Origin of the sequence: Promicromonospora sp. MEB111 (assembly GCF_030209445.1) — a bacterium.
Taxonomy (GTDB): Bacteria; Actinomycetota; Actinomycetes; order Actinomycetales; family Cellulomonadaceae; genus Promicromonospora.
The window spans coordinates 44303-56830 of the sequence record NZ_JARVSD010000023.1 but is presented as its reverse complement, the minus strand read 5'-3'; the positions used below and the strand labels follow the sequence as shown (position 1 = coordinate 56830).

Genomic DNA, 12528 nt, shown 5'->3' with positions numbered 1-12528 from the left:
CACACCGTCAGAGCCGCGACCTTTTCGTTCGCTTCCCTGTCCGGGGCAGTTCCTCTAGCTTACCAGATTCTTTCGGCCGATCAAATTCGCTTCCGTTTCTCAGAACTGGAAGGAATTGCAACCTGCTTGCCGAATATGGCGACCCACTCGATTCCGGGGAACACAAAGTTCCTCGATCCTGCGATGTGGGTTTCAACCCCGGCGCGGCCACTCGGTTCGTTTCCTACCCGGTGTCCGTCTGCCCGTCGGGCTGACCTGGAGAACATTACACACGATCCCGCGTACACGCCAACTCGGGCGCAGTGGCCTGCGGCACACCATGTTTCCGCAGGTCAGGACGTATTTGAATAGCCCATGAGCAAACATCGGACAGCGCTTGTGACCGGGGCCACGCACCTGAGGCACAAGCCCCTGGCCCGCACACCTCGACGTGCCGTCCGTTGCCGCTCCCGCACGATCATTTTCCGCTCCCCGTGCCTCGTCCGCACGTCGAGGCCGCGTACCGAGGCCGCGTACTACGTTCGTGTCGTGACACCTGAGCACTCACCGGCGCCGTCCGCCGGGAACCTGACCGACCGGCGCACCGCCCCGGGAGCGCGCCCCGGCGGCGTCCGCCGGGCGGGCATCGACGACGCGGCCGAGACCGCCTGGCTCGCCGCCCTCACCTTTCCCCTGGCCTGCCCGCCCGGCACGCCGCCGTCCGACATGGCCACACACATCGCGCACAAGCTGACGCCCGGCCACTTCCGGGAGTGGGCCACCAGCGCGGAGCACGCACTGCTCGTCCACGACGACGGAACGCGCCTGCTCGGCTACGCGCTCCTCGTCCTGGGCCGGCCCGAGGGCGCGGCCGAGGCCGAGGCCGTCCTGGCGGCCACCGGGCGCGAGGCGCCCTACGTCGAGCTGTCCAAGATCTACGTGCACCCCGACGTCCTGGGCGGCGGGGTGGCCGGCGCGCTCATGCGGAGCGCCGTCGACGCCGCGGCCCAGCTCGGTCCCGGGCTGCCGTTCTGGCTCGGCACCAACGCGCGCAACGAGCGCGCCCAGGCCTTCTACGGCAAGAGCGGCTTCGAGGTGGTCGGCAGGCGCACCAAGCGGGTGGGCGACCTGGATCACGACGACCTCGTGCTGCTGCGCGCGCAGGCGTAGTCCGCCGGCAGAAAGGTGTGGCCGGCGCCCTCCGGCGTCGGCCACACCTCACTCACCCTGCTGCGAGCCCTGCTGCGAGCCCTCTTGCGCGCGCCGGATCAGCAGCGCTCGGCCCGCAGCGAGCGGATCTCGACGTACGACCGCTCGGCGTTGCCGAACGAGTCGACCGGGTAGCCGGGTGCGGCCACCGAGGCGGCGTTGTCCTGCTCCCAGATGCCGTGCCGCCGGCCCGAGCCCGCGAGCGCCGACAGGAACTCGGTGTACGGCAGGTCGCCGGCCCCGAACTCCACGATGTCGTAGCCACCGGTGTTCGCCGGGTTCGCGTCGCCGTCCTTGAGGTGCAGGAGCGGGTAGCGGTGCGGGTTGCGCTTGACGTAGTCCACCGGCTCGAAGCCCGGGTAGCGGTGCTGCCCCACGAACGCCCAGTAGACGTCCATCTCGAGGAAGACCTTCCGGGGGTCGGTGTTGTCGTAGAAGACGTCGTAGAGCCGCACGTCGGGGTTGTCGGTGGCGAAGCCGAACTCCCCGTCGTGGTTGTGCTGGTAGAACTTCAGGCCGCGGGCGCGCGCCGCCGCGCCGAAGCCGTTGAACTGCTCGGCGGCGGCGAGGTAGCCGGCCACCGTGCGGTTGCTGGTGGGCGCCTGCGCGGTGCCCACGTGCTCCATGCCGAGGGTCTCGGCGATGTCGAGCTCCTGCTCCATGTTGTTGGCGAAGTCCGAGATCCCGCGGTGGGAGCCCACGGCCCTCAGGCCGTTGTCGTCGAGCAGCTGCCGGATCTCCTGGGGCGTGATCGCCCCGACCTGGCCCTGCGTGTACCCGGCGAACTCGACCTCGGCGTAGCCCATGTCGGCCAGCCGCTCGAAGACGGTGCGGAAGCCGAGCGAGGAGACCTTGTCCCTGATCGAGTACAGCTGGATGCCGATGTGGCCGGCGGGCACGAGCACGCGGCCCCCGCCCCGGCCGGCGGCCGCTGCCCCGGTCGCCGCCGTCGCCGGGGCGAGCGTCGCCGCGGCGGCGCTGCCCGCGAGACCGGCACCGGCCAGCGTCGCCGCACCCACGGCCACGGTGCCGCCGGCCAGCCTCAGAAAGTTCCTGCGGTTGACGTCAGTGCGTGATTCCATCACTGCTCTCCTTCGGTCCGAGCGGCCCCGGACGGGCCGGTCGAGTTCTGTTCGGCAGCGGGGGGCGTACCGACGCCCTCGCCGACCATCGTCAGGGCGTCCACGTCGAGGGTGCCCGTCGCCGTGACGTAGAGCGTCCCCGTCTGGTCGCGGTCGCGGAACGACAGGTCGACGTCCTTCCACGTGCGCGCGTTCACCTTCGCGCTCGCGAACGGCCTGGCCGTGGGCGAGCCCCAGCGGAGCTGGAGCTGCCCCTTGCCGCGCACCGTCGCGGTCACGCTGTCGATCCCGGACAGGCTCACCCGCTCCAGGGCGAGCGAGTCCTTCTTGCCGAGGCCGGTCACGTACGCGCCGGCCGAGGCCGTCTCGTCCTGGACCACCTCGACGCCCTTCAGGGTCGCGTGCTCCGCCTGCTGCAGCTTGGGGTTCAGGCGCAGCGTCGCCTCGCCGGCGGCGGGCGGCAGGCCGTTGGCCCCGTTGTCGGTGTAGGTGATGACGACGGCGCCGTACAGGTGCGCGCCGGCGCCGTGCTCCGGGGAGTTGGGGTCGGTCGGGAAGACGCCGGTGCAGCCGGTGCCCGACACCTCGGGGTGCGCGTGCTCGTCGTGGCCGAGGCCGTACGACCAGGCGACCCGCTCGCAGACGGTCTCGGTGCCGTCCTCGGCGTCGTTCGTGGTCACCTGGAAGGCGACCTCGTCGCCCCAGTCGAAGAAACCGCCGTCGGCCGGGAAGTCGACGGTGATCTCGGGCGCCTCGTTGCCGACGCTGATCGACGTCGAGGTGAGCGTGCGCTTGCCGCTGCCGTCGGTGACGCGCAGGCGGGCCGTGTAGACGCCGAGCTCGGTATAGGTGTGCGTGACCTCCGGGCCGGTCAGGTCGAAGGTGCCGTCACCGTCGACGTCCCACTCGTAGGTGAGCGTGTCGCCGTCCGGGTCGCTGGAGCCCGACGCGTCGAACGCGACCTCCACCGGCGCGGACGGGGACGACTCCGGCGTGGCCGTGAACTGCGCCTGCGGCGCCTTGTTGCCCTCGGCGTGATCGATGCGGTAGAGCCCGGAGTCCGGGTTCTGCCGGAAGAACCCGTCGCCGTACTCCAGGACGTACAGCGAGCCGTCCGGGCCGAACTCGAGGTCGATCGGGTTGTCGTTGATCGGCATGCCGGCGGCGGTGAGCGCCGAGTTGGGGAAGAAGTCCTCGATCTCGCCGACCTCGAACGTGGACCAGTCCACGCTGAACGCGGCGTAGTAGTCCTGGGAGAACTCGCCGAAGAACGCCTTGCCGTCCCAGTACTCGGGGAACTTCCCCGGGGCCGTGCTGTCGGCGTCGTAGTGGTAGACCGGGCCGCCCATCGGCGCCTGGCCGCTGCCCGAGCCGAAGCTCACGAGCTCGTCCCGGGGCTGCTGGCCCGCCTGGTCGCCGTAGTACAGGGTGGCCGCCCGCGACGGGGGCAGGTTGGTCAGGCCCGTGTTCCAGCGGGAGTTGTTGACCGGCGCCGCGCAGTCGAAGAACTCGCGCGGCGTGGCGGTCTCGAAGTTCCACTCGTTGTAGGCCGCGTTCGGGCCGTGGCAGTACGGCCAGCCGGAGTTGTGCGGGTCGTCGAGGCCCACGGCGTTCCACTCCACGTAGCCCATCGGCCCGCGGTCCGCGTTCGCGGCGCCGGCGTCGGGCCCGTAGTCGCCCCAGGTCAGGGAGTTGGTCTGGGGGTCCACCTCGATGCGGAACGGGTTGCGCACGCCCATCACGAAGATCTCGGGGCGCGTACCCTCCGTGCCGGGGGCGAACAGGTTGCCCGCGGGGACGTCGTAGGTGCTGCCCTCGCCCGGCGCCGTGCCGGCGGGGATCTCGTCCTTCACGTCGATCCGCAGGATCTTGCCCCGCAGGTCGTTGGTGTTTCCCGCCCCGCGCCGCGAGTCGAAGCCCGGGTTCATGTTCGGGGCGTCGTTGTTCGGGGCGTAGCCGTTGGCGCCCGGCGTGCCGGCCGGGGTGTTGTCGCCGGTCGAGAGGTAGAGGTTCCCCTCGCCGTCGAAGTCGATGTCGGCGCCGACGTGGCAGCACTGGCCGCGCTGCACCTCGATGTCGAGGATCGCCTGCTCCGAGTCGAGGTCGAGCCCGTCGCCGGTCCAGGTGTAGCGGGCCAGGCGGTTCACGCCCACCCACTGGTCCCAGTAGCTCTCGTCCTCGCCCGCGGGCAGCGTGTTGGGCGCGTTGCCCGCCGGTGTGTCCGTCACGCCGTCGCCGTCCGCGTCCCGCGGCGCGTACACGAGGTAGACCTGGTTGCTCTCCGCGAAGTCGGGCGCCAGGGCGATGCCCTGCAGGCCGTCCTCCGAGTTGGCGTACACGTCCAGGGTGTTGACGACGCGGGTGACGCCCGTGGCCGGGTCGGTCAGCCGGACGTCGCCGTTGCGGGCGGTGTGGAGCACCCGCTGGTCGGGCAGGACCGCCATGTCGATCGGTTCGCCCACGTCCTTGGTGAGCAGAATCTTCTCGTAGTTGCCCCAGTCGGTGTCCGCGGCGGCCGCCGCGTCCGCGGGGCCGGCGGCGTCGTGGCCGTCGTGCGCGAACGCCGTCGGCGCGGCCACGAGTGCCGTCCCGACCAGCGCGGCGGCCGCGAGCGCCGCCAGCGTTCTCTTCTGGCGCGCGTGAACGCGCGTCTCGATAGTCTTCATCTCGTGATGCAGCTCCTCGTCGAGTTGGTCACGCCGGCCGGGCCTCGTGCGCATCCCATTCGTCCGGGGCCCGGTCTTCCTGCGGGTCCGGTGCCGTACGGCGACACCGGTGTGGTGCGGGTGGCTCGGTGACGTACCTCCTGGTCAGCGGGTGCGGGTCAGCGGGTCGAGAACGCGGCGTCGAACGCGGAGTCCGGCGCGTCGTACGCGTGGGAACGCACGAACTGGAGGGCTTCCGGCGCGCCCACGAGGCGGTCCATGCCGGCGTCCTCCCACTCCACGGAGATCGGGCCGTCGTAGCCGATCGTGTTGAGCATCCGGAACGCGTCCTCCCAGGGGACGTCGCCGTGCCCGGTCGACACGAAGTCCCAGCCGCGACGCGGGTCGGCCCACGGCAGGTGCGACGACAGGCGGCCGTTCCGGCCGTTCGTCATGCGCTTCTTCGTGTCCTTGCAGTCCACGTGGTAGATCCGGTCCTTGAAGTCCCAGAGGAAGCTGACCGGGTCCAGGTCCTGCCACACCATGTGGCTGGGGTCCCAGTTGAGGCCGAACGCCTCGCGGTGGCCGATCGCCTCGAGCGTGCGGACGGTGGTCCAGTAGTCGTAGGCGATCTCGCTGGGGTGCACCTCGTGGGCGAACTTGACCCCCACCTCGTCGAACACGTCGAGGATGGGGTTCCAGCGGTCGGCGAAGTCCTGGTAGCCGGCCTCGATCGCCGCGTCGGAGACCGGCGGGAACATCGCCACGTACTTCCAGATCGCGGAACCGGTGAACCCGATCACGGTCTTGACGCCGAGCTTCGCGGCCAGCCGCGCGGTGTTCTTCATCTCCTCCGCTGCGCGCTGCCGCACGCCCTCGGGGTCACCGTCGCCCCACACCCGGTCGGAGACGATGTCGCGGTGGCGCTGGTCGATCGGGTCGTCGCAGACGGCCTGGCCCTTGAGGTGGTTGGAGATCGCCCACACCTTGAGGCCGTACCGCTCCAGCAGCTCGAGGCGTCCGGCGACGTACTCGTCGTCGTCCCAGCGCCACGGGTCCAGGTGGTCGCCCCAGCAGGCGAGCTCCAGCCCGTCGTAGCCCCACTCCGACGCGAGGCGTGCCACCTCCTCGAGCGGCAGATCGGCCCACTGGCCGGTGAAGAGGGTGATCGGTCGTGCCATGGTTTCCTCCTGTGCGTGACGATCCGGCTTCGCCGGTCGTGCCCATCGGTGTTCGGTCAGGGAGTACGCCTGCGCCGGAGAACGGCCGTCGCCGCTCCCGCGACGACGAGCGCGCCCAGCACCCAGCCGGTCCAGCCCGGCAGACCGCTCGACGCCGATGCGACGTCGTCCGTCCGTGCTGCCGTGCCTGCCCCGTCCGCCCCGGTGGTGGTCTCGGCCGGCTGCGAGCTGCTCGCCCCGGCCTCTGCCTGCTCGGGCTCTGCCTGCTCGGCGGCGGGCGGTGCCACCACGTCGACCTCGGTCTCGACCTTCGCCTTGGCCGGCTCCTTGACCCGCGCGGTCACCGTCCAGTGCCCCTCGTCGAGCACCGCGGGTTCCGAGCGGTACCAGCCGACGCCCTCGGACGCCGAGACAAGCGTGATCGGGCCCACCTCGTCACCGGCGTCGGAGACCGCCCGGACCTCCACCACGGCCGATTCCTCGACGGGGTGCTGGTCGCCTGCCCAGACCAGTGCGGCGGAGATGCCGCCGGCGCCGTCCGTGCCGAGCTCGATGTCGATCTTCCCGCCGTGCGCCGACGCCGGCGCCGCGGCGAGCGGCCCGACGGCGAGTCCGAGCCCCAGTGCCAGCGCCGCACCGAGGCGCGTGAACCTCTGCATGTCCGTCCCTCTCGATTCAGGGGCCGCCGGCCCGGGAGGACCCTCGGCACGGGGCGGGAGCGACTCCCTCCCGTGCCGAGGGTGGTGGCCGGTGGTCACCGGCCCTGCCGTCGAGGCCTCACACGGCCCCCTGGTTCGTCGCGCACCCGTCCTCGACGGTCACGACGACGAACGCCTTGCCGGAGGGGCTGAGCTGCCAGTCCCCCGCCACCGTCAGCTTCGTGCGGGGTTCCGGCGTGGCGATGACGCGGTAGTCACCGGCCGCGAGGTTCCCCAGGTCACGCGGCTTGCCGTCGGCCTTGCCGTCGACCCAGCGGTGCACGACGTAGCTGCGCACGCCCGGCAGCTCGACCGGATCGATCGAGCCCCCGGCATCGCAGGTCGCCGCCGTGACGACGACGTCCGGCGTGTTCGGGTCGGGGCACTCGGGCTCCTCGAGCGTCACGAAGAGCACGGCGAGCCCGTTGTCGCGTACCTTCCAGTCTCCCTCGGCGACGAGGACGTACCCGTCGGCAGGCCGGGCCGCGACCCGGTACCTACCGGGAGCGAGGTCGTCCAGGTCGGTCACGACGTCACCGGCCGCGCCGTCGACCCACTCCCGCACGACGTAGGACCGCACGCCCTCCACCTCGGCGGTGACCAGTGCACCGCCGGTGACGACCTCGTCTCCCGACCGGTCGTAGGAGCACGTCGGCTGGACGATCTCGACCGCCGGCGTCGCCTCGCTGACCTCGGGCTCCGCGATCGTGAACCGAAGGGTCTCGCCGACGACCGTGTCGCCGTCCGCCGACGCCCGCACCTGGACGGTGTGGGCGCCGGACGCCGAGATCTCCACCGGTGCCGTGTACTCGGTCCAGCCGCCGTCGTCGACGTTGACCTCCCGGTACACCGTGGCGCCGTCCGGACCGCCCGTGGCCTCCACGGTGACCGTGACCGGCCCGAGCCACTGCCCGTCCGGGCCGTCCGGCTCGGCCGGTGACACGGTGCCGCTCACCGCGAGCGGCTCGGCGGCACCGACCACCCGGAAGTGGTCGAACGACGCCGTGGCGACCGACTGCTGGGAGGCACCCAGCGCGTACAGGCCCACCCGGGCGTCCTGCAGCCCGTCATGGGTCACGGACTCGTCGAACGCGGTCCATTCCTCACCGTCGGCGCTGTAGGCCGCGGTGAAGGTCGAACCTTCCTTCGAGAGCCGCAGGTGCCACGTGCCCGAGGTGAGGCCGTTCACGTTCGGCTGCGGTTCCTGCACCACCGCGTCGACCTCGCTGCGCAGCTCGAGGCGCTGCGCGACGGGGCTGCCCACCGCGTTGTCGGTCACGAGGTCGAGCTTGACGTAGTTGTCGTCGTCGCCGTAGGCGATGAGCCCGCCCTGCTGGTACTGCTGGTCGAAGTCCGAGCCGTCCACCAGCGTCTCGACCGTCCAGTCATCCTCCGGCAGGTCCTGCACGACGATGTTCGGCGTGCCGGTGTTGGAGCCGGTGTAGATGTCCGTGGCGGTCGTGTCGATCTCCAGCGCGCCCCCGGTCACCCGGTATCCCGTCGGGTCGTCGCGGACGACGTCCCAGCGACAGGCGTCGAGCCCGTCCCCGTCGAACTCGTCGTCCGGGCCGGGGGCCGTGGCTGTGTCGTCCGGGGTGATGTGGAACCAGTCGAACCGCGCGTCCACGACCTCGGCCGCCGAACCGCTGCCGGCGAGCGCGAAGAGCCCGATCTGCGGGTCGTCGATGCCCGACAGCGACTTGGTCTGCGGCATGGCCGTGAAGTCCACCCCGTCGTCCGAGTACGCCGCCGTCAGGTCCTCGCCGTCGCTGCTGGACAGACGCACGTACACCGTGTCCGGGTACGCCTGGCCGAGGGCGGCGGTGTTGGAGTCACCGACCTCGTTCGGCACGCCGGCCTCCTCACGGATGTACTGGAAGATGCGCGTGGCCGGGTCGGCAGGTGCCGAACGCCCCTCGATCACCATCTTGGCGTAGTTGTCCGCGTCGCCGTAGATCAGCAGTCCGGCCTGCTGGTACTGCGCGTAGGCAGGGATCGTGACCTTGGCCGTGGCGGTGAAGGGGCCGTCCGGCAGGTCCTGCAGCACGAGGTTCGGCACGGTGGAGTTCCCCGTCCCGTAGAAGTCCGTGACGCTCGCCGGGATGGTGAGCACCCCGTCGGCGACCCGCAGGTCCTGGTTGCGGTCCAGCACGGTCCAGCGGTCCGGGTCGAGCTCGTCACCGAGGAAGTCGTCCGACCGCCCCGACAGGCACAGCGCGGGCTCCGTGACGATCCCGGTGACCTCCACCATGACGTACTCGACGGCGTAGGCGCCGCCCTCGTCGGTGACACGCACCTGGAGCCGGTAGGTCCCCGGCGTCTCGTAGGTGTGCTCGAACGCCGGCGTCCCGTCGACGAACCCGTCGCCGAGACCGGCGTCCCAGGCGTAGGTCAGGTCTCCGGTCCCGTCGGGGTCCGTGGCGGCGGCGGACGCGGTCACGGTGAGCGGGGCGTCACCCGCGACCGGGTCGACCGTCAGCTCGACCTCCGGCCGCTGGTTGTCGGTGACACCGCGGCCGTCGATCTCCATCCAGTTGGCGTTGATGCCTCCCGACAGCAGGACGAAGTGCAGCGAGCCCGAACCCGAGGGCACGTCGTGCAGCTCGGTCCCGACGTCGACGTACTGCTGCCAGCCGCCCGTGCCGGGCACCGTGATGCGGCCGATCTCCGGACCGTCCGGCGCGTCCCAGCGCAGCGACACCTCTCCGCCGCCGCCCTGCGAGGCGGCGCGCAACGAGATCGAGTCGACCTGGGCCAGGCTCACCGGCTCGTGCGCCCAGTAGTCACCGGGCTCGATGAAGCCGATGTTCTGGCCGCCACCGGCGGAGTCGCCCGTCTGCTCGATCTGGACGCCGGGGTCGCCCGCGCCGTCACCGATACCGCCCACGCGGCCCGTGCCGGTGAAGAACTCCGACTGGACCAGCTTGGGCTGCAGCACCTGCAGGTCGGTCGCCGTCAGGGGTGCGCCGGCGGCGCCTCCGTCGTCCGTGTAGAAGCCCTCGATCACCCAGAAGATGTTCGACTCGATGCCGTGGCCCTCGTCCCGGGCGGTCTGGATGACACCCGAGCAGCCGGTCAGCTCCTCGAACGGGTGCGCGTGGGAGTCGTGGCCGAGCGAGGTGAACAGCGTGACGTCGTCACAGCTCACCTCGCCGTCGGGATCGTCGACCTCGATCTCGTAGCGCACCTGGTCGCCCCACTCGAAGAACCCGCCGTTCTCCGGGAACGTGATCGACACCTCGGGAGCGATGTTGCCCACCACGATCGTCACGTTCGCCACGCCGGTCTGCCCGGCCGGGTCGGTGGCGACCAGCTGGGCGGTGTAGCGGCCGTTCTCGGTGTAGGTGTGGGTCGGGTTGGCCTCGGTGCTCGGCGCCGAGCCGTCGCCGAAGGTCCACTGCAGGCTGAGCGGCTCACCGGCAGGGTGCCGGGTGCCCTCCGAGGAGAACTGCACGGTCAGCGGTGCCAGGCCGTCGGTCACGTCGGCGGCCGCCCGGGCGATGGGTGCCGGATCGCCTTCCACGTAGTCGACCCGGTACACACCCGAGGTGTCGTTGTTGCCGCCGAAACCAGAACCCCAGTCCACGACGTACAGCGCACCGTCGGGGCCGAAGTCGAAGTCCATCGGCCGGTCGAACCCTGCGCTCGGGTCGAAGATCCCCGGCAGGGCCCGGTTGATGTCCACGAGGTCGTCCCGCTGTTCCCCCGCGAGCTGGAAGGAGTACATCCGCCCCTGGTTCCACTCGCCGAACAGCGCCTTGCCGTCCCAGTAGGCCGGCCACTTGGTGTCGGACTCCAGCTCGGGGTCATAGGTGTAGACCGGGCCGCCCATCGGCGCACCACCGCCCCCGATCTCCGGGAACAGCGGGTTGGTCCCGTAGCCGTACCAGACCTCGGCCTCCGCCGCGGGCGGCAGCTGGGTGATGCCGGTGTTGTTCGGCGAGTCGTTCACGGCGCCGCCGGCGCAGTCGTACGCCGCGCCCGACTGGCCCGTGGCGAAGTCGTAGGAACGGTAGGCGTTGTTGGCGCCCGTGCAGTACGGCCAGCCGTAGAACCCCGGCTCGCTCACGACGTTCCACTCGACGGTTCCGGCCGGGCCGCGGTCCGGGTTCGCCGCTCCGGCGTCGGGGCCGTAGTCGGCCACGAGCACGTTGTCGGTCGCCGGGTCGACGCCGATCCGGAACGGGTTGCGGAACCCCATCGCGTAGATCTCGGGCAGCGTGTCCGCCGTGCCCGGGGCGAACATGTTGCCCTCGGGGATCGTGTACGAACCGTCGTCCTGCGGCGTGATCCGCAGGACCTTGCCGCGCAGGTCGTTGCTGTTGGCCGACGTGCGCTGGGAGTCGAAGTTCGCCCGCCCCGCCCGCTCGTCCAACGGTGCGTACCCCTGCGACTCGAACGGGTTCGTGTTGTCGCCGGTGGCCACGTACAGGTTGCCGTCGCCGTCGAAGACCATGTCGCCGCCCGCGTGGCAGCACGTCTGGCGCTGCGTCGGGATGATCAGCACGGTCTCCTCGGAGGCCTGGTCGATCGTGCCGGAGGCGGCGTCGTAGTCGAAGCGGGAGACGCGGTTGTGCGGGCCGTCGTCACCGACGTCCTGCGGGGACCAGAACAGGTAGACCCACCCGTTGGCCGCGAAGTCCGGGTCGAGCACGACGCCGGTCAGGCCGTCCTCGTTGGACTGAGTGACCGGCAGCGTCATCGCGGTGCTCGTGGTGTTCGAGTCCGGGTCGATCAGCTGGACGCGGCCGTCCCGCTCGACGTAGAAGACGGTGCCGTCATCGGCCACGTCCAGCATCATCGGGTTGGCGGTGTCCTCGTCGAGGGGCACCATCTCGTAGCTGTCGCTCTGGGTCGCGGCACAGTCGGAGTCGACGACGCCGGCCGCGGTCTGCAACCCGCCCAGCAGGTGCTCGAGGAACTCCGGTTCGCCGTACGAGGCGTCGGTGTGACCGCCGCCCGTGTACCAGGACCGGCCGCCGTCGTAGACCTGGCACCAGGCGATCGGGTGCTCGGCTCCCATCGCACCCGTCCCGGCGTCGTACGTGGTCTCGTCGAGGGAGGCGAGGACGTGCACCTGGTCGCGTGGGTTCGTGCGGTAGTTGTACCACTCGTCGTGCCGCTCCCACCGCTGCGGCAGGTGGGCCGTCGAGGCGTGGACGTCGTCCTCGACCTTGACGGTGGCGTCCTGGTTGGCCGGGTGGGAGTTGAAGTAGGCCCCCACGAGCTCGCCGTACCACGGCCAGTCGTACTCCGTGTCGGACGCCGCGTGGATGCCGGCGTAGCCGCCACCGCCCTGGATGTAGCGCTCGAACGCGGCCTGCTGCTGCTCGTCCAGGACGTCACCGGTGGTGGACAGGAAGACGACCACCTCGTAGTCGGCCAGCCCCTCGTCGGAGAAGACGCTCGCGTCCTCGGTGGCGGTGACCGTGAAGTCGTTCGCCGCGCCGAGCTGGGTGATCGCCTCGATCCCCGCGGGGATGGAGCCGTGCCGGAAGCCGGCCGTCCTGGAGAACACCAGGGCGTCGAAGGGTTCGGCCGCGGCTTTGGCGGCCGATGCCACGGCGGCCTCGGCCGGCACGCGCTGGGATGCGACCGATGGCGCGGCGGCCGCCACCATGGCTGGGACGCCGAGCGCGGTCACGGCTGCTGCCGCGACCACAGACCGCAGCACGCGGCCGGTTCGTAGCACGTTTCTCACCTGGAGCTCCTCATTGAGTCGGGTCAGTACTAG

At 71.0% G+C, this 12528-nt stretch carries 6 protein-coding genes; 1 reads left to right on the top strand and 5 read right to left on the bottom strand.

Annotation, left to right across the window (positions count from 1 at the left end):
• Nucleotides 1-528 precede the first annotated feature (528 nt).
• Complete coding sequence (locus QRN56_RS24665; protein WP_285107764.1) at nt 529-1149, top strand: GNAT family N-acetyltransferase; 621 nt, start codon at nt 529-531, stop codon at nt 1147-1149.
• A gap of 98 nt (nt 1150-1247) precedes the next feature.
• Here the strand turns inward: QRN56_RS24665 and QRN56_RS24660 are convergent, their stop codons facing one another.
• The 5 genes from QRN56_RS24660 to QRN56_RS24640 form a co-directional block, all read right to left on the bottom strand.
• The gene (locus tag QRN56_RS24660) at nt 1248-2270 is read right to left on the bottom strand and encodes a sugar phosphate isomerase/epimerase family protein (RefSeq protein WP_285107762.1); all 1023 of its coding nucleotides are present in this window, start codon (nt 2268-2270) and stop codon (nt 1248-1250) included.
• Nucleotides 2270-4936, bottom strand: a complete 2667-nt coding sequence (locus QRN56_RS24655; RefSeq protein ID WP_285107760.1) for a PQQ-dependent sugar dehydrogenase — start codon at nt 4934-4936, stop codon at nt 2270-2272. The genes QRN56_RS24660 and QRN56_RS24655 overlap by 1 nt, the downstream gene beginning before the upstream one ends.
• 158 nt (nt 4937-5094) lie before the next feature.
• A complete protein-coding gene (locus tag QRN56_RS24650; RefSeq protein WP_285107758.1) occupies nt 5095-6096 on the bottom strand; it encodes a sugar phosphate isomerase/epimerase family protein in 1002 nt (333 codons plus the stop codon).
• Nucleotides 6097-6152: 56 nt separating this feature from the next.
• On the bottom strand, nt 6153-6755 hold the full coding sequence (locus QRN56_RS24645) for a hypothetical protein (RefSeq protein WP_285107756.1): 603 nt from the start codon (nt 6753-6755) through the stop codon (nt 6153-6155).
• 118 nt (nt 6756-6873) lie between these two features.
• Entirely contained in the window at nt 6874-12495 is a 5622-nt protein-coding gene (locus QRN56_RS24640) for a ThuA domain-containing protein (RefSeq protein WP_285107754.1), read from the bottom strand.
• Nucleotides 12496-12528: the final 33 nt, after the last annotated feature.

What these genes read in the sequence shown, in the direction of transcription:
- QRN56_RS24660 (WP_285107762.1), bottom strand. Translation starts at nt 2,270, where the DNA reads ATGGAATCACGCACTGACGTCAACCGCAGGAACTTTCTGAGGCTGGCC.
- QRN56_RS24655 (WP_285107760.1), bottom strand. Translation starts at nt 4,936, where the DNA reads ATGAAGACTATCGAGACGCGCGTTCACGCGCGCCAGAAGAGAACGCTG.
- QRN56_RS24645 (WP_285107756.1), bottom strand. Translation starts at nt 6,755, where the DNA reads ATGCAGAGGTTCACGCGCCTCGGTGCGGCGCTGGCACTGGGGCTCGGA.
- QRN56_RS24650 (WP_285107758.1), bottom strand. Translation starts at nt 6,096, where the DNA reads ATGGCACGACCGATCACCCTCTTCACCGGCCAGTGGGCCGATCTGCCG.